The 19,704-nt window shown below is 43.4% G+C and carries 13 protein-coding genes; 1 reads left to right on the top strand and 12 read right to left on the bottom strand.

Annotation, left to right across the window (positions count from 1 at the left end; translation table 11 throughout):
- Window positions 1-287 precede the first annotated feature (287 nt).
- Window positions 288-1,970, bottom strand: coding sequence for an NAD-dependent malic enzyme (locus tag ACSUPM_RS05910; protein ID WP_025650720.1), 1,683 nt, complete (start codon window positions 1,968-1,970; stop codon window positions 288-290).
- A gap of 36 nt (window positions 1,971-2,006) precedes the next feature.
- Between ACSUPM_RS05910 and ACSUPM_RS05905 the strand changes: the two genes are divergently transcribed.
- Complete coding sequence (locus ACSUPM_RS05905; protein WP_201566069.1) at window positions 2,007-2,219, top strand: hypothetical protein; 213 nt, start codon at window positions 2,007-2,009, stop codon at window positions 2,217-2,219.
- A gap of 270 nt (window positions 2,220-2,489) precedes the next feature.
- Here the strand turns inward: ACSUPM_RS05905 and ACSUPM_RS05900 are convergent, their stop codons facing one another.
- From ACSUPM_RS05900 to ACSUPM_RS05850, 11 genes are all read right to left on the bottom strand, one after another.
- Window positions 2,490-3,623, bottom strand: coding sequence for a M14 family metallopeptidase (locus tag ACSUPM_RS05900; RefSeq protein WP_173239890.1), 1,134 nt, complete (start codon window positions 3,621-3,623; stop codon window positions 2,490-2,492).
- 399 nt (window positions 3,624-4,022) lie between these two features.
- Window positions 4,023-4,949 (bottom strand): bestrophin family protein, encoded by a 927-nt coding sequence (locus tag ACSUPM_RS05895; protein ID WP_025650724.1) that lies wholly within the window; start codon window positions 4,947-4,949, stop codon window positions 4,023-4,025.
- A gap of 332 nt (window positions 4,950-5,281) precedes the next feature.
- The gene (locus ACSUPM_RS05890) at window positions 5,282-7,669 is read right to left on the bottom strand and encodes a TonB-dependent receptor (protein ID WP_201566068.1); all 2,388 of its coding nucleotides are present in this window, start codon (window positions 7,667-7,669) and stop codon (window positions 5,282-5,284) included.
- A gap of 184 nt (window positions 7,670-7,853) precedes the next feature.
- Window positions 7,854-8,492: an RraA family protein gene (locus ACSUPM_RS05885; protein ID WP_201566067.1), complete on the bottom strand. Its 639-nt coding sequence runs from the start codon at window positions 8,490-8,492 to the stop codon at window positions 7,854-7,856.
- Window positions 8,493-8,546: 54 nt separating this feature from the next.
- Window positions 8,547-10,655, bottom strand: a complete 2,109-nt coding sequence (locus tag ACSUPM_RS05880; protein ID WP_201566066.1) for an IucA/IucC family protein — start codon at window positions 10,653-10,655, stop codon at window positions 8,547-8,549.
- A 1-nt stretch (window position 10,656) separates the two neighbouring features.
- Window positions 10,657-12,579, bottom strand: a complete 1,923-nt coding sequence (locus tag ACSUPM_RS05875; RefSeq protein ID WP_201566065.1) for an IucA/IucC family protein — start codon at window positions 12,577-12,579, stop codon at window positions 10,657-10,659.
- A 120-nt stretch (window positions 12,580-12,699) separates the two neighbouring features.
- Window positions 12,700-14,208: an MFS transporter gene (locus tag ACSUPM_RS05870; RefSeq protein WP_201575750.1), complete on the bottom strand. Its 1,509-nt coding sequence runs from the start codon at window positions 14,206-14,208 to the stop codon at window positions 12,700-12,702.
- Entirely contained in the window at window positions 14,208-14,810 is a 603-nt protein-coding gene (locus tag ACSUPM_RS05865) for a GNAT family N-acetyltransferase (protein WP_201575748.1), read from the bottom strand. The genes ACSUPM_RS05870 and ACSUPM_RS05865 overlap by 1 nt, the downstream gene beginning before the upstream one ends.
- Window positions 14,811-14,890: 80 nt before the next feature.
- On the bottom strand, window positions 14,891-16,270 hold the full coding sequence (locus ACSUPM_RS05860) for a lysine N(6)-hydroxylase/L-ornithine N(5)-oxygenase family protein (protein ID WP_201575747.1): 1,380 nt from the start codon (window positions 16,268-16,270) through the stop codon (window positions 14,891-14,893).
- A gap of 83 nt (window positions 16,271-16,353) precedes the next feature.
- Entirely contained in the window at window positions 16,354-18,147 is a 1,794-nt protein-coding gene (locus ACSUPM_RS05855; protein WP_201575746.1) for an IucA/IucC family protein, read from the bottom strand.
- Entirely contained in the window at window positions 18,134-19,666 is a 1,533-nt protein-coding gene (locus tag ACSUPM_RS05850; RefSeq protein WP_201575745.1) for a pyridoxal phosphate-dependent decarboxylase family protein, read from the bottom strand. The genes ACSUPM_RS05855 and ACSUPM_RS05850 overlap by 14 nt, the downstream gene beginning before the upstream one ends.
- Between the last annotated feature and the right edge of the window lie 38 nt (window positions 19,667-19,704).

Below are 19,704 nucleotides of genomic sequence, written 5' to 3'. Positions count from 1 at the left end.
ACACCACTTTAATAAAACCCTCTTATCAGCCGTCCTGAATTAGTTGACTACCACAATAATGAAAAAAGCCAAATGCTACTTTTAACGGTAACGTTTGGCCTTATTATATGTATAGTCAAAATATCCTAAAAACGCGACGGTATTGCTGATATCAATTTTTTGTCGCCTCTGTCTGCGCAGGCACAGCAAGCAAGAAAAATAGATATCAGCAGTGTGTGATGGTTCGATATTATTTTTCACTGACTATATTTTATTATGAGTGCTTTTTAGCAGCTACTTTTTGACTACTAAAAAGAAGTACGACGATAGTTGCGGTATTTTGGTAACCAAAAATTGGCTTGTAATTGACGTTCTAAATTCTCTGCCGTGACAGGTAGCGCCAATTTATCTTCAATTGCTTGTCGTGCAACTGCGTAGGCTATTTTTTCACTGATCTCTCTAATGACTCTAATTGGCGGTAATATTGCACCTGGTGCTTTTTCATATTCCATAGATATATCTGCCAGTGCTTGGCTTGCGGCCATTAACATATTATCGCTGATACCCGTCGCACGTGAGGCTAACACTCCTAGGCCAATACCAGGGAAAATATAGCTGTTATTACACTGCGACACTTCGAAAGTCTGACCTTCAAAAGTGGTGTGAGGAAAAGGGCTTCCGGTTGCAATAATTGCGCGACCTTTGCTCCAATTGGTCACTTCTTGCGGCGTTGCTTCGACACGAGACGTTGGGTTTGAAAGCGGTAAGACAATGGGATGTTCAGTATTAGCACATAACGTTTCGATCACCTCTTGGGTAAACAGACCTTTTTGGCCACTGACGCCAAATAATACCGTTATTTTTGCTTGTTTCACCACTTGGGCTAAACCAAGCTTCTTACTTTTATCCCAATTTGCAATGGCCGATTCTTTTTGTACCAACGGTTCTTGGAATTTTTGTAGCTCTGTCATGCTATCAGTAAGTAGGCCATAACGATCCACCATAAATACTTGGCTACGCGCCTGCGCCTCCGTTAACCCTTCACGCTGCATTTGGCGAATGATATGCTCGGCGATACCGCAACCTGCAGATCCTGCACCCAAAAACGCTATTTTTTGTTCGCTAAGCTTTTGACCCTTATTTAAACACGCTGCAATCAAGGTGCCGACTGAAACAGCAGCAGTACCCTGAATATCATCATTGAAGCAGCATAATTGGTCACGATATCTATTCAATAATGGCGTCGCGTTCTCTTGGGCAAAATCTTCAAATTGCAATAATGCCTCTGGCCAGCGACGTTTGACCGCTTGAATAAACAAGTCTACAAACTCATTATAGTCATCACCAGAGATGCGTGGATTTCTCCAGCCCATGTACATAGGGTCGTCAATTAGCTGTTGATTATTGGTGCCGACGTCTAACAAAATCGGTAAGCAGTAAGCTGGGCTAATACCACCACAAGCCGTATATAACGCTAACTTACCAATGGGGATTCCCATGCCGCCAATACCTTGGTCGCCTAGGCCTAATATACGCTCACCATCGGTGACAACGATCACTTTTACGTTTTGTTTGGTGGCATTTTGCAGCATGTCATCGATTTTATGGCGCTCAGGATAAGAGATAAACAAACCACGTTTGCGGCGATAAATTTGCGAGAATTTTTCACATGCTTGACCAACCGTTGGGGTATATATGAGCGGCATGACCTCTTCAATATGCTGTTCAATTAGATGATGAAATAAGGTTTCATTAGTGTCTTGTATATTACGCAGATAAATATGCTTATCCATATCACTAGTGAATGAGCGCAGTTGATGATAAGCGCGCAGAGATTGCTCTTCAATCGTCTCAATGTTATGAGGTAGCAAACCTGTCAGATTAAAGCTATCACGCTCTTCTGATGAAAAAGCGCTGCCTTTATTTAGTAAAGGGGTTTCTAATAATGCAGGACCTGCAAAGGGAATATATAGTGGACGTTTGGTTTGCATAATAAAGTCTTCTTATTAATTATTAAAGGCGTATGGATGAAAAATCAATGGGTCAAATATTTTACTGATTTATTAGAGCGTGTTGAAAAAATCGTAGTGGTGAACTTGGTAAAACAGCCACTCTATGATGAGTGTATCATGACCAAAAAATTGCAGAGCAATAATGCGGAATTCAAAGCAGAAGCGGTCAAAAGAAGGCATGCTTGTCGTCACAGCAACCTATTATACTGGAGTGCTGACCGTTCTTGAAGGAATCAAGCCACTTAAACGCCAATTAAAAATAGCGGAAGAGAAATGAGAGATATTAAATAAGGAAGGATTAAGCTTCAAACAATTAACCTGAATATTTAACTATAGTCGATGTACTCTAAAAAGAACATAGCGCTACTGGGATGCTGTCTTTAAATATGGGTTGCGCAGCCTATGGGAACGCAGCACGTAAGTAACATTTATACCAGTAGCGCGTTTAAATTTATATAATCGTTTTATTTTTAATGAACTATAATATCAAACTATTCACTAGCGTAAATCATCAACGACCGCCAACATAGCAACTAGCGACGCTTCACCCAGTTTAGCAGAACGCTCTGGTGACCAGCCTGTATCCTCAAAAGGTAAATTATTATTGTCTTTAAACGGCATCTCTAAAGTATTGGCAAGGCAATCAAAACGTTCCGCCACCCAGTGAGTTGCGATAGTCATATTGGCCGTACCTGGCGCATCAATGTCATAGCCAACTTCGGACTGAAAATCAGCACTGGCTATCTTTAACACCTCGGAGAATTTATCGCGTAAACGGGCAAGGCGGTCACTATAACTTGGTGTGCCTTGCGACCCTGCTAAGAAAACATAAGGTAAGGCTTCATCACCATGCACATCATAAAATAGGTCAACGCCTGTCGTCTCCATTTTATTAATGACATGAAAGACTTCAGGGCTTTTTTCTAAGCTTGGATTGGACCATTCACGGTTTAAGTTCGTCCCGACAGCATTGGTACGCAGATGTCCACGCACACTACCATCAGGGTTCATATTGGGTACAATATAGACGTTCGCTTTTTCTAATAATAATTTAGCAGTAGCGTTATCACTGTCTAAGAGGCTATATAATAGTCCCTCAACCAGCCACTCAGCCATGGTTTCGCCCGGATGCTGACGTGCCGTGATCCAAATGTTGCGTTTATTGACCTCATTATTGCCATCGCTAATGTTAACTAAGGTTAAATCGCGCTTATCCAGCGTTTCGCCTAAATGTTCTAAGGTTACCAAGGGATGCGTTTGTACAGCTGCCAATAAGTCTTGATGACGCTCATAACTGTACGGGGCAAAGTAGGCAATTTGAATGGTATCGCATTCAAGCTCTACCGTTATGGTCAACTTGCCATCTGTATAAGAGGTTGGCAAACGGAACCAATACTCTCGATCATAGGAGGCAACCGCTTGGTAATTCTCCCAGCCTGCAAGGTAGGATGCCTGCCCTGCATTCACAATATTCAGCACATACTGCTCGCCCACTTCGCCTGATAAACGAAAGTTAAACCACTGAAAAAACTCTTCGCCAACGTCAGGACGAATCGCCAACTGAATATTGTTTTTATTGTCCAAGTTAATAACGTCAATATTACCCGCATCGAAATTTGCCGTGATATGCATAACTTTTCCTTCCTTCATTATTATCATCGTTTTTGAGACTGCTTACCTTTAAGCTGAAACAATAACAGTCTGGTTAACTCATCTGACTCTGTGTCTTTATGAGCTTAAATATAACATTTTTTCTTTAGATGTCGCCTCTTCTTTGCTGCCTCAGCGTGCTTTTTCAAGCATCACTGCCAAACATCGCTCTCAAACGTTATCCGCAAAAGATTAATCATCATTATCTTCTCAACTTATCGAGGTTAAGCCCTTCTCTTTTATATGCTCAGTCTTAAATAAATTTAAAAGACAGAAATCATTTCTCAGCCTCAAAATATAAGAAAGCCTGTCACGCTGGATACTTTATAGCGTGACAGGCTTAACAAAGGCATGTGCTCAATCTAAGTGATAATAACTAATTTACTGTAAATAACCATCTTCAGACATTAATTCAGGGGGAAGCTCCGTCTCTCCCAATGCTTCGAGCAGATTGATTTCGATGGTGCGGGATATAGCAGTGAGGGGCAAGTGATTGGCAGCAACGCCAAAAGGATCGGTAATTTCTTCATTGAGCGCATCTAAACCAAAAAAAGTATAGGCAATGACACCGCAAACCAAAGGAGTGACCCAGCCCAAAGATGTTGCCAAGCCAAAAGGCAGCATAAAGCAATATAGATAGGTGGTACGATGCACGAGTAAGGTATAGGCAAATGGCAAAGGCGTATTATGAATGCGCTCGCAAGCTGCCAATACTATCGTCATCGAGGTCACACGCTCATCCATGTTCTGTATCATAAGATCTGATGATAGCTGCTGGCGTCGACTATATCCGAGCTTTTTACCCATTAGGCGCAGTAGATACTCGGGTAGATTGCCTGCTTGGCGCATACTAATGTGATGCTCCGGCTCTACAAATCGCTCGACATCCTCCCATGGAGACGTCTTGCGAAGCCTGTGCCGCAGTGCGTGCGTAAAAGCAATCGTCAGATGAATCATAGACTGCTGTGTGTGGCGTCCAGTCTCAGTTTCATCATCTATAAAAGAGAGGACTTGGCGGGTAAAGCTACGAGCATCATAGACCAGTTGCCCCCATAAACACCGACCTTCCCACCAGCGTTGGTAGCTTGCATTGTTACGAAAGCCTAAAAACAACGATAAGGCGATACCAAGCAAGGTAAATGGCGCAGCACCATAAGAGGAAAAAGAGCTTGGAAACCAATGCTGAACCGCTGAAATGATGGCACTTAGTAGGGTAATCAGCAAAACTTGGGGGTAAATATGGGGTATGACAGAGCCGCGCAAAGTAAAAAGTATTCTGAATGCATTCGGTTTTTGCCAAACGATCATGAGAGCTTCCTATTAATATAATATTGGTACGCGCGGTATCAAATACATGATTTGATCGATGATGCGATTAGCCCATTTACACAGGCACTAGCGGCTGGGGTAATAATGACTGGCGATTTTAGCATTAAATCTTTTACCGCTGTTGAGGCAGTTGTGTAATAAGTAGAATACAGTTATTAAAAAATGGAATATTTAGGGCGTACGCCATAAAATTACCCCCATCAGTTGCATCCAACTGATGGGGGTAGGCTTAAATTCTTATATCAAATCTTTAGATCAAATCCTTTTTAGATAACGTAAAGGATTTGTAGGGCATGTCATCGTACCCTTCTTTAATAATCTACAGTGTAGCTCAAGCCGTAAGTTGTGCCCGAGGCAGGTAGACGATTCAAGTCGCCATAGGTTGTTTGATGATAGACCGTTAGATAATCCTTATTGAGTAAGTTATAAACCCCATAGTCTACTCGGCCTACTGGCATTTTTACTTGTCCCAAAACGTCTAGTGTCATATAACCTGTCACTGGCAATGCGCTAGAATCAGGGTCTTTCTGTTGATCCTTAAAGGCTTTATCATCACCGCCAATTGCTAACGCTTGTAGACGTACATTACTGCCTTCATCAAAGTTGTATTGCGCAAATGCGGTGCCTTTAAGTGGCGTCAAGCGCACGGCATCGAGCTCCAACCAATCGCCATCTTTGTCGTACTGACCACGGGTATAGGCGACACTGCCACCCACTTGCCATTGCTCATTAATATCGTGACTGAATGAGCCTTCTACGCCGTAGACACGCTCATCGGTATCGACCACTTCTACCGTATAGTCATTGGTAAAGCGTACCGTTTTGTCTGATTCGTTATAAAAACCGCTCAAGCGTGCCGCTGTATCACCGTGTTTTCCTTGCCAACCAAACTCATAGTTATTGGTTGCAATCGGTTGAACATTGTCTGAATTAACCACGAAACCGGCACGCACATCACGCAGTGCTCGCTGTATATCTGCAGTATCAAGACCTTGTGAAAAATTGGCAAACAATTGATCTTTCGGTGTTATCTGATAGCTGGTACCAAGATTGAAAAGTACTTTGTCATGGTCGGTGTTGCCTTTTTCTACGTCGCCTGCTTGATAGTCAATGCCATAAGCTGCACTTGTCCCGCTAATAGCAGAACTATTAAAATACTCTTCAAGCAGCTGCTCATAGATGGGCGTAAAGGTATCAGTCTCAGATTTTAGCTTTTGATAACGTACGCCAGCACTAGTATGCCACTTGTCGGTCAAGTCAACATCTGCATTGACAAAAGCACCCAATTTATCGATGGTAGTATCTGGCCCACCATTGTAAGTAAGCCCATTGGTTTGGGCGGTCAAGCCATTACTAGCAAGAAATATATTTAAGTCTTGACCATAGTAGGTCTGCTCACTGTTTTCGCGTTCGACATCCACACCATAACTAAACAGTGTGTTTTTGCCTGCGATTTCGGTTTCAGTTTGCATGGCTGCACGTAGACCCATCACTTCGATATCAGCTTCTGACTGGGTCACAAATACTGCGGCACTGGTAAGCTTGTTCACTGTGTTTTCGTTAGTCAAACCATTGGCCTGCCATACTTCAGCTGCTTGGGTTGCTGCACTCTTGGCAGAAGGATAAAAACGGCCTTTTTCATCTCTATAGTAGCCCGTTACACTTAAGCTAGAACCTGAACCCGCAAAATCATCATCACTATAATTTAAATTCACGGAGCTTTTTTCGGTATAAGGCTGGTTTTCTACGTTGGCGCCATCAATGGCTACTAAAGATGGGCTGGCACCATATAACACGGCTAAACCATCACCGTAGTCTGGGCCGTAGTCAGTATCTTGCTTATCTTTATAATAAGTCACTGCGAGATCAAGACGTTGGGTGTCCGTTAGCTCTATACCTAAGCTACCATTCACACTTAGTGATTCGGTATCTTGTTGATCCGTTTGGTTGACATCTGGGCTAACTCGATCGCCCTTGCTATCGAACTTTCCACCTTTGGTCTCATAATCAACATCTAAGCGTCCATAAGCCCGCTCGCCGCCATATCCTAAGGTTTGCCCTACATTATAGCCAAATGAATCTGAGTCAAAGTCGCGGCTACTACTAACGCCCACTCTGGTTTGTCTAATAGGGCCATAACCCACCAGAGATTTAGTCACAAGGTTAATCAGGCCACCTGACGCGCCAGCACCATAGATACTAGTGGCACCCGAAAGCACCTCTACCCGCTCAAGCTGTGACGTATCAATACTGTTAAGCTCACGTGAAAGACTGCGTGAACCGCTTAATGGCACACCATTTAGCAAAAACTGTACTGGACGGCCATGCATGGTGGTGCCGTAGTTACTGGTCGAACCACTACTGGTACCCAAGCTCGGAATCAGCTGTGCCAAGATGTCACCAGTGGTACGGTTGCCCGTCGCCTGCATCTGAATCTCGCTTTCAGTAATTACTTGCGTGACGGCTGGCATCTCACTAATCTTCTGAGCCAGCGCCGTACCCGTTCTGGCTTTAGCAGTGACATTGATAGTGTCTAAAGTCACATTGGGAGTCTCATCAGACACAGTACTTGAAGCCAGTTCCGCTGAGGTCTGTGCATCTAATACGGCATCCGCTTCATTGACATTGTTTTGTGCATATAATTGCTGACTAATACAAAGGGTGAGAACAGATAGAGCAACTTGATGATGGCGTTTCATATTCACTTCACTTAGTTGGAGGGTCAAATAGTGGTAAAAGTTATATTTAGCTAATAATACTGTGTGTACTAAGTTTGTGAATGATATTGTAAATGATAATCATTTTTATTTCTACAATTATTTACAGTATTGTGAATGCCATCCTTGGCTAAAAGAGCTTGCTTAAGCGTTGTTTAAGTAATGACTACTTAAAGAGTTGATCTAACTGATTATGACGATAAGCATCAAAAAATAGCTGAAACTTTATCTCATCTGCTTTGTGCTTGTTTTGGCAATCTAATAATAACTTCTGCGCCACGTCAATAGGCAAGATAAACACGCCATCATTATCCATAATGACGATGTCTCCTGAACGAATCGTCGTAATCTGCTCACCAAAGCGATAGCAAATATCGGACGCTAGCGTGCCTGGTGCTTGGTTGCTCTTGAAAGTGGTTATGGAACTGATACCTTGTGCAAACACAGGAAAGCCCAGCTGCTTAATTTGTACCGAGTCAGTTGCCTGCCCAATGACAATGACGGCTGATAGCTTCTCATAGATAGCCGCGCAAGTTCGCAGTGCTCCCCAACATGCTTTAATGCCTAATACTTGAGCATCAATACATAGCACATCATTTGGCGCTGCTTGAATCAATGCCTGATTGATCACATCCGTGTTGTCAGAGGTTAGCTGTACCGTTAACACTCGGCCGACTATGGTAGCCGTACAAGGATTCAGCGCTTTGATATCTGGCAAATACCCTTCCCCAGTCAGATGACCAATAGTCGATGTACCGATTTTTTTATAAATATTTATGAGTTTATTAATATCAACTTCGCTCATTTTTTTCTCATCATAATACGTTTTAGTTGGATATTATTTTTATAGCGCTATGAGCTAGATGTTTCTATTGACGCGCATAAAGGGGTTTATCGTCCTACTTTCTCCAGCTGGCATACTGCCATGAGGGTCAGAGCCACGTGCTATCACAGGCAGTAGCAATGTCTTATGCGGGTAGTGTGAGTTGCTCAATAACTCGTCACGAATAATCTGACGTTGATCATCATCAAAATCGATAGTCATCAACGCCTCCTCAATACTTGTCATTGCTTCACGCCATAGGGCATCCTCATTAATTTCGTAGTGCTCGACCAAGGATTCGATAATGGCGCGAATATTGACCAACAACCCTAATGACTGTAGATAGAATACCAGCGCTTGCGGCGTCTCTCGGTATAGCCGATTTTTAAAATCTGGCGGGCTCAGATAGTCAGGATCTGCGATTTGGTGGCGTGCCAGCCATGGTAGATAGATACGTACTGAATCATGATCACGCAGTAACAGACTGGTAAAACGATTATCTTTTAGCACGATAACAATATTTTGCCCATGCATCTCAGGCGCAAACCCTAAGCGTAAGCAGCGCAGCATCGTCCCCAAAAACACCTCACACAGATTGCTAAAGCACTTGATAACCGCTATTTTTTTATTCTGCGGCGAGCCTTCTTGAACACTGCTTTGACTACTATTCTGAATACCTTCCTGAACAATATCGTCAAAAATATGGTGACTGACACCTTGCTGATATACCAACATACCCAAGCTTGCCATGGGTAACAGTTGAATTGTATCGTCGCATAGATCTGCTGGTAGTTGGCGTAGCATCGCGCCTAAGTGCGTGGGTTTTCCTTGATAAAAGTAAGGATTGATTGAGCTTTTATCGTGCACATGAGACGGCGACATATAGCCCCACCAAAGACGTTCATCCCATAATCGTAGCTGCGCTGATAGTGCAGGGTCTAACGTTCTTGCCTGCATCAGTATGGCTTGGTTTTTTTCGCCATTGATCAGCTTAAGTGCTGGTAGATAGCGCTTTGAGTTCAGTGCATACACCCCTATAGGCAGCTTAATGCTATTCGGCGTATCCGCGTCAATCAGCATACTACGCATGGATGAGCTGGCATAAGTGATGAGCGTATCAAACTTGAGAGTGACAACTGTGCCATTAGCAAGATCGTCGGCATACATCTCATCAATTACATGAGTTATTTGCCAAGGGTGTACGGGCATCGCAATGTGCGTATCCACAATGCCTTTTTCGTCTAGCTCTCGCATCAAACTCTGCTGCTGCATAGTATCCAAAAGATAAGTCGCTGGATTTTGTATTGTCATGTCTTGAACATGCTCTGCCACCATGACATGGCTTTTGGCAATGGCGACCCATACCAGCTTAATGGGTTGGTTAAAATCTGCCATATAACGTTGGTATTCTGTTGCCGTAAAGCCCAATTTACCTTTTGCCAATGGATGAAAAGGACGATCCATCAACGATGCCCATTGCTCCGCTGCAATCAAGGTTTGATGCCAGTGCGGATGTTGACAAACTGCCGTCGTGATATTTGCAGTTGTTGATTGTTGCTGAGCTATAAAAGAAGCCTCTAAGCTTTCTTTTAGCTTTAAAACACCGACATCAGACAACGTGGCACTATCCATCATTGATAAAAAGATATCTAACAATTGCTGTGCTGAGCTTACTGGCTCTAGCAAAGCGCTATCTTTGTGATGCTTGTTATTGAGGATGCTATTAAGATCGTTATTAAAGTTGTTATTACGACTGTCATTGACACTGTGTATGACAGGCAAACAGGATTTAGATAGTCGCCATGGTGACGTGTAAGCAGGCTCGACCAGTAGTAATAACTGTCTATTTTGGTCAACTTTCATAACCATTAACGAGTTATCTTGGTCAAAGAAGTCTTGATACTGCTGTGGTAGTGATTCTAAAAATTGACGGGTATCTTGAGTTTTAGAAGCTTCATGAATTGATAGATAATATGTCGTTGTTGTCACTTGAATAAGTTGCTCATCCACCCATTGCTCTAATAGAAAACACTCTACTAAATGACTCATCAGCGACCATTGAATGGCCTCGATATCTGGCTCAGGATTTACATCAAGATGGCTGTTTTGCGCAGAAGTTTGCACAGGAAATAATGTATGCATCATTTCACCCCCGACTTTTAAACAATGGGTTATTAATGTATTTAATCGGGAATGCTTTGTCTCCGAATAATCGGCGCTTAGCCAATGACTCAATGCGAGTTTGCTTGGCAAATATATCAAACAAGCCGAACCGTATTTGATGCTCTGGATGGGAGGTTTGATAGTCAGTCACGCAGTCAGTAACCTGTTGCCAAAACGCCACTTCAGCATAGTGATAATGCGTCTGCATAAAAATCGCAATGTCTGACAACGCCACAAAAAATAAGCAAGCAACCGTCATATCCCGAATGCCATCGGTATCTTCGGTCTCGATAAATGAGCCTCTATTTAAGGCAGCATGAGCAGGTGGCAAGCTATAGAAATCTGGACGCAAGTGTTGTTGGGTTAAGTGCTCAGGTGAATAGCGAACCCCGTCATGCAAATCTTTTAATAATATTTTTACGGGATAGCCATCTTCATGTACCAAGATGATGTTTTGCGCATGGCACTCTAATGCCACACCATAACCAAATAAGACATGTAATAAAGGGGTGACAGTGACCTTAATTAACTGCGCAATCCATGTCTCTACGCCATATTTATCAAGCCAAGGTGCTATCAGATGCGAGCCGTCAGCATTGACATAACTGACACCATTGAGCGGAAATGCTACTTGCTCTTTTGATAGATACTGGTTCACGTTTTCTCGCCAAATCGCAGCCAGCCCGCCATACATATTTGGATGCTGATAGCCGCGCGCGCGTAACGCCTCATGGTCTAAACTGACGCCAACCGTCTCACCCAAAAACGCAATGGGTAATGCTTGGGCGGTCTTGTCGTCTGCAATCAGTTGATTTAACCAAGTAGTGACAACAGCAGCGTTCATCACGGTATGCTTTGCTAGTATTCGCGTGCTTGAGGTATTAATCAGATGCATACTTAGTTTTAGGTAGGCTTTATCATTAATAGTGTCATTGTTACCATTGTCATCGCTATTACCAAGTATCGTCAGTGAGCGAATAGACTGCTGAGCGCGGTATTGATGACCCGCGCTACCCAAATAGATAATCTCTTGCGTGGCAAGTAATGGTTGTAATGCTTGAATCAAGGTGTTTTGCCATTGCCAAGGATGCGCAGGTATTAGGCAATAGTCATTAGCCGTCTCATTTGCGATTGTAAGTACTTCTGTCAGTTTGGCATTAAGTGCAGCAAATTCATCAGTACCCACATAATCTTTCACCCATTCATTTATATCGATGCCGGTGGTGGTATTGCTCACCAGTAGCTGTTTTTTGACCGCCAACCACACCACACCGATATTTTGATCAAACTCTGGGCCATAGTCATAGTTATCTTGCAAATCAAAACCAATACGAGACTTAAAACACGGATGATAAGGATGCCCTGCCGTCAAATAGCCTTCGAGTTGCTCATAAGTGAGCGTATCAATAGGCACAGGTATGCTAGAAGCCAGTATCTGAGCTTGTGTTTCATTTACTAAGGTATGACGCAGCTCTTTAATAAAGCTGTCTTTGAGTTCTGCACCCTCAATGTTGAGCAAGATATCACTGATTACATGCTCAAGAATAGCGTCTTCGGCAACACCGTTAACCACTCGCTGCACATTCAAGTCATTTAAACGAATGATGTCAAAACTATAATGAATATGACCTTGCGCGGTATAGTTGACATCATTACCTGCTTTGATAACAAAATTCAGCAGCGTTTCATTACCAGTACTTTCATGAGTGGTGTTCGCACTTTCAGATTCAAACTCAATGATATTTTCATATAGCAATGCTTGTAGCAATTGCTTAATCACTCGTTGCTCAGCGCGTGCTATAATTTTAGAATCGACAGGCGCTTGCCACGGTTTATTTGCATAAGTGATATCAGCACTATGATTGCTATTATTGTTTTTGGTAGAGTTTGCTAGATGATTGGACATAGATATAAGCTTCCTGTCTGAAAATTGAATCAAGTAAAAGTATGAATTTAGATGCGTGCAAAGCGAATGATAATTATTTACATTAATAAGTTAAAGTAAACCCCGATACGGGGTGTTTGTTTATGGGGATCGTGGTAATTTGCACGCTGAAGGAATCGTAAATATCAAAATTACAGCGATAATTACCAATACTTCTTGGATCGCGCTTGCCGTGCTTTCTCGACTGCCTGCCGCTAATAATTGAGCGCCTCGACCATCTATATAAATAGTAGCCAATGCTATGAACAATGTAGAAACGATACGGCGACTGATGTTATTAAGCGCCGCCCCTTCAGTGACCGAGTCTTTGGGTAAACTACTAAACCCAACGGTAGTGGTTGGTAGGTATGCTAGACCCACTCCGACACCGCGCACGCACATAATCAGCATCAGTAGCCAAAGCGTGGGCTGATACAAGCACCACGCCAGCATAAAGGTAGACAGCGCACTAATCACAATTCCAAAAATGCCAATGCTTCTTGCACCGCGCCTGTCTACAATCTTGCCAGCGTAATGCGTGGTGATACTGGCTACGAGGGTCGCGACCATCAAGACAACACCTGTCCATAAAGCACTCTCGCCCATCACGTCTTGTATCAACACGGGTAATAACAAGAGACACAGCATCAAACCGACTGTTTGGGTAATGCTGATAATGGTACTGTGCAAATAGGTTTGATTACTAAACAAGCGCACGTTCAGTAATGGGTGACGCTGACGACGTTCATATGCCCACCAAACCATCGCGGACAGTAAAAATCCGACAGACAACAAACCCAACGTGGCTATCTCTAATAAACCATCATTGCTTGACAGACCACTAGTAAAATCTATTTTCAGTGTACTCAGCCAAACCATCATCGCGAGCAGCCAAATTAGTAAGCTGACAAATCCGATGGTATCGAAAGGGCTTTTTTTGTCATGTGAGCGCATGTCAGGTATTAACCACCACACCATCGCCATGACCGCCATACTAAGTGGTAACGTAATGGCAAACAATGTCCACCACGCAAACTGCTCAACCAAGTAAGCCCCGACCAAAGGGCCAAACGCTAATGACATCATAATAACAATGCCCCATAGCGCCATTACTCTGCCGTGCTGCTTCTGCGGATAAATCTGATATAGAATGCCAATAGACAGCGGGATAATCAGACCGCCACTCAGCCCTTGTATGGCTCTGGCAATGATGACAAAGCCCATACTGGACGCCAACATGCCAATGACTGAGCCTAGCATAAACCCGAAAATCGCGGCTAAATAAACATACTTGAAAGGAAACTTTTTGTTTAAGTAGCCACTCAGCATCAGCCCCACACTCATGGCCAAGACATAAGCATTTAGCACCCAGCCGCCCATCACAATGTCGACATCAAACACCGACATAAAGACAGGAATTGCTGGATTGAGCGCGCTATTACTAAAGCTGACCACCGTGCCGCCGAGTAGTAGTGTCAGTAACACTCGTTGTACTTGCTTGTCGTTCAAGCCATCGCTCTCCTCAAGGGCACTATTTGAAGACAGCTGTGAAGAAGGTTGCTCTGTAGGCAATTCACCTATAGGCGCTTCATTGATAGAGGTGTTGCTCATTAAGCGGTGGCACCATAAAAGCTGAGATATCCTCTAGATTCTAAGAACTCATCACGATTGCAAAAATACAAGGAGGCGGTCTTTTCTGGCATATCAATCAGTCGTTGCACTCTATAAGCGAAGCTATCTGCAATCCATTGGTATACTTCAACTTTGCTATCCGGCTCAACCACGATTTTTTTGGCTTCAGTATGCTCAAATATAAACTTACTAATCATCATCCCAGTTGGTTTTAGATAGCCTTTGCCAACCACCGCTGGATCGCCAAGCAAGATATGCCAGCCCATATCCGTCTCTTTGGCTTTGTAATACTGAGACAACCGGTCACGAGCCGTTTCATAAATCTCTGTATAGCCAATCGGCTCATCATTACAAAGTATGAGGTAAAGACGCTGATGGTCATCGGCAAGCATTTTTTCAAAATGGGTTTTTAGCTGCGCCATTGGTAGATGCAGCTGCCACTGATCAACCACATGTTCGGCATGCATCCATTGATATAGTAATGGCATGTCTTCTGGATAGCTGACAGGTCTCAATGCAAATGTCTTTTGATACGCTTCAATACTAAAAGTATCTGGCAGGTTTTGGGTGATGGTCGGCATGACTTGCTCCTAATTATTATTTTGTTAGATGATTAATATTCTCTAATATCGTTTCTGTTAAATATGAGTCTGATAAAGCACTACGCGCCAAAATTTTGAAACACTGTTAAGGCGTCGGTGTCATAAGTCTGCTCACCCGTCAACTGATTAATGATGCAACCTGCTCGGTACGCACCCAGTCCCAAGTCTGGAGCGCCAACGCCATGGGTATGCACCTCTTGGTTTTGCACAAAAATCTTGCCGTCAGTCGCCATCTCTTTTTGATACGTCAGCACATATTTCAGCACATAGTTTCGATCAATGATTGGCTGCTCAAACTCATCGTGTGCGATGCTAGGTAGTATCGTGTTTAAACACTCAGGCAGACCATAACGATAGCCTGTACCAGCAATCACACAATCATACTCAGCAGTAAAATCTTGATTTTGTTCACGCTGTCTACCTACTAGTTTTATGGTGCCTGTCGGCTCTGGCTCTTCTAGCATTGTTGTCAGCGTTGCCTCAACCACTTCACAGTTAGACAGCAACGTTGAATACAAGTCTTGATTGGTGATACTGCGCTCATAGAGACGATAATAAATATCTCGTATGGTCTCAAAGCCCATGCCTTTATAGAGCAGGTCTTGCTTGGCAGTGATTTGGGGTTTGGTTACTGAGTCTAAATGATAAAAGTAATCGGTATATGCAGGGCTAAAATGCTCCAAGCCTAATGGGGAGTATTCCATGGGGAAAAATCCTGCCGAGCGCGTCATCCAATCTAGCTGAAACTTAGGGTTGTCATTAGTACTATCATCGCCATCAAACTGTTGATCGAATAAGGTTCGATATACCTCTGCTGAGGACTGACCAGATCCCAATACCAATATTTTGGGTAACCCCTCTTCTACCTTACCGCTATTTGGCTTTAGACTATCTAAGTCAAAACTGTCTGCAAAATGGGCGGTGTGCATACAACGGTTGGGTGCTTGCTTGGCAATGTCTTGCAACGATAGTGGTAGCGTGGCCTGTGTGCCCGTGCCTATGACTAAATTTTTAGCATGATAGGTGTTTTGTATACCTTGCTCACAGACCGTCACGACAAACCCATCGTTACTGTCGTCAAACGCCACATCTATGACTGTCGCATCAAAACTCAGACTATCCAGCTGCCCTGCTACCCATTGGCAATAGTGGTTATACTCTTTGCGATAAATTTTAAATTCTTCTAAAAAGTAAAACTTAAGCAATCGCTGCTGAGTATGCAAATAATTTAGAAAGGAATACGGGCTGGTTGGGTCTATTAATGTCACCAAGTCTGCCATAAACGGCACTTGCAGTGTAGTATTCGGTAAAATCATACCTTTATGCCAATTAAACTCGGCTTTTTGCTCAAAAAATTTGGCCGTTACCTCTGTTTTCGTCAGTAATGCCGCTAAACTGAGATTGAATGGCCCGACGCCAATACCGATAATATCTAACACTGTCACCCCTTAGTGATTACTTTTATTCTACTGCTAGTTTCTGTCGTACGCTTATTTGTGCTTTCGTTTCGTGATATAAAAGGCTACGTCATCATAGGGTTTGGAATATCGACATAAATAGACTGGGTCTCAACAGGTGCGGTTAACTCATCCAGCGCATAGAGTCTGGTGAGTAGATTGCCCTTAAACGGCAATGTAGGGCTACGCAACAACAAGTCAAATAACGAACGATGCGGGTATTGTTGCTCTAACGCCATTAGACAATTTCTAAACATCGCAATTAATGCATCCTCACTCACAAGCTGAGTACGAGCAATGGCGGTAATAAGGCCAAATATGCTATTACCAACTAAATAATAGGCAAATCTTGAGTCAGCAAAGTCCTCTGGAATGACGCACTCTCCTTCGCTAATAAGCTCTGGATAAGCATCAATGAGCCGCGTAGCGTACTCTGCGATATAACCAAACCCTTGATTGTCTCTGGCCCAAAACTTAGTAGGATAGCCGTCTGTTAGCTCGATCAGACTGTTTTGCTGATGTACCTCAAACCCAATACCATGCTGATAATACATATGAATGAGCGGTATAAAACCGACTTGCAAATAAGTATCAAACCACTGGACAGCAATTTTATCCAACGGCTCGTCGGTGCCTTTATGAATAGACTTAAACAACGTTTCTAACCGGTTGGTGAGACGAGTCGGATGGTCTTGGCTTAAGCTAGCAAGATTGGTGACTTGCGTATCCTCTGTAAAAGGGTTGTCACGTAAGATACAAATAGTCTCATCAATAATTTTACCGTCGACACGTAAGGCAATCCAAGCAGGATCATTCAATACCGCAATCGTAGGGTACTCGGTTTTGAGCTGGGTACCATAGTCGCTACGCCAGATTCGGCAGGCATGCATCCCGCGTTTGCATTCTTTAGGCAGGTTAATCCGCACCGAATTGGTAATTGCTACAGACAACGACAGTTTAAACATCCAAGGCGCATCAAAGGCCGCTAGCGTGCGTACTGATGTTGTTGGGTGCAAATACCAACCGAGCTCACCCAAGTCAAACAATTGGCCTTTTTCTAGCAGCTTTTGATACCACGGCTGCTGCTGCAAAAACCTTGCTTGCCAAGGGTGCAGTGGCAACAGCTTATAGTCAGGATGCTCATCGACCAGTTGCTGTTGATAATGACTCATGCCAGCTGTTAGCTTTAGTTTGAGCGCTGTGGTAATGCTCTCGCCATCTACGAATTCTTCTGCAATGCAGCTGGGGTGCACCAGCCAATAATGCAGCTGGGTTTTGCTGCTGGTCTCGGGCGCATACTTTGCCCACTCGTCAGCATAAAACCCTGCACGGCCTTTGGGTGTGGGATGCATGGCATGACCGTAAATAAGGTTTTGTTCGGTCTGAATAAAGTCTTGCTGATAGTCAATAATGTCATCAATCTCATCATTGCGATGCTCTAAGATAATCTGTAGCCCTTCATAACTCTCAATCCAACGCTTTAATACCCCATTGGCATCTAGCATCGCTTTGTCTTTATAACGATGGACAATGTCTTCAATAATCAAAGATGCTAAGCTCATAGCAGAAGACTTTATCCATTGTTTGTTTTGCAATGAGCTATCCGTTTGCTTGTTTAATATAAGCGGCGTACCTGCAAAACGGTGCTGACCCAATTGGCTTACTCTATCGACAGGTACGACCATTACTGTGTTTAAAGGCGCTAACGTTAGCACTAATAGAGGCTTATTCTGTGAGGCCTGCTTCTGTATATCATCCTGCTGCTCTACGGCAATAATGTCACCGCGCCCAGTCTCAAAACAGTAAGCGTTGATTAGATTTTGTAGCGTGAGACGATCAAGCGTTTTATGCTGCATCATGTTGTTTCTTCCCATCAACTTTCGATTTGTCAGAATTGAGTTGGTTAAAACCAGCAATAGCCATCTGCTCAATGATGCCTGCAATATCATTGATGTGAGTACTGGGATTTAAAATGGTGAATTTAAGGCAAAGGCGCTGTTCAAACTGAGTGGTGGCCACATTGGCAATATTATTGACCAATAATGCTTGCGCAATGTGACGATTGAGCTGTGCTAGTTGGTCGTTAGATAGTGCAGCCTCTTTAGGGGTAAAATAAAACAAAACACTGCTAATGATGGGCTCATGTACCAGTACAAAATTGTCGTTGGCACCAATCAGCTGTGCCGCCTGCTTAGCGGTATCCAAACAGTTATCAATCAAGGTTGCATAGCCATCCGTACCTAGTAAGTCCAGAGCCATCCACAGCTTCAAGGCATCGAATCGGCGTGTAGTCTGTAAAGAGTACGTCACCAAGTTTGGGATATTGTCTTGTTCATCATCAGTAGAGTTTAGATACTCGCTATGATGGCGAATGCTCTCGAAATTTTGATTGTCTCGTAAGAGAAAAGCACCGCAGCTAATCGGTAAGAAAAAATGCTTGTGAAAGTCCAAGGTGATAGAATCAGCTTGATTCAGACCATCAATCAAGTGTTGATAGCGCTGTGATAATAGTAATGCCCCGCCCCATGCCGCATCGACATGTAGCCATATCTGTGCATCACGGCAAATTTTGCCAATAGCCATGAGAGGGTCAATAGCACCCAAGTCAGTCGTGCCAGCGGTTGCGATGATAGCCATCACATTGTCAGCGCCTAGCTGATTTATCTGATGTTGTAAGTCAGACACCAGCATGGCACCCGATGCATCGGTCGCTATTTTAATAACAGATTGTTGACCTATACCCAATAGTGCTGCATTTTTTTCGATAGAAAAGTGCGCTTGGTCTGAGCATAGAATACTACTAATAGGCTGACCGATCAGGCCGTCCTTTTGCACATCAACGCCTTTAGACTCATAGAACCTATTGCGTGCCAGCAGTAAACCCATCAGATTACTTTGCGTACCGCCACTAGTAAAAACACCACCAGAGTCGCTATCAGCCTGACTATCAAAGCTGTTATCGAAACTGTTATCAAAACCACTGCCAAACTGACATAATTTGCACAGCCATTTGATTAAATCTTTTTCGATATAGGTTGCTGCTGGGCTTTGATTCCACGAGTCCATACTCTGATTGGTAGCCGCGATAATCATCTCAGCAATCTGACCGATGACCAAGGTTGGCGGATGCAAGTGTGCCAAACAATTCGCATTGGCCGTCGAGACACAACTGGGTAAAAACTTGCTTTGAATATCAGCGAGTATCGTGTCGATGTCTCGGCCCTGCTCACGGATGCTAAAAGTATTGGTCGCTTGCACTTGTTGCGGTGTGCCGCCCAAATATACGTTATTGTCGTCTAGCCACTGTTTGATAACAGCGCTGGTTTTTTGCATATGCGTGACATATTGCTCACTGGTTTGTTGATTTAATAAATGCAAAATGTCCTCACCCGTCCTATCCTACGATGTTATAAATC

This window comes from Psychrobacter okhotskensis, from assembly GCF_965638355.1.
Lineage (GTDB): Bacteria > Pseudomonadota > Gammaproteobacteria > Pseudomonadales > Moraxellaceae > Psychrobacter > Psychrobacter okhotskensis.
Note: the sequence above shows the minus strand (reverse complement) of the source record. Positions and strands in the feature narration are given on the sequence as shown.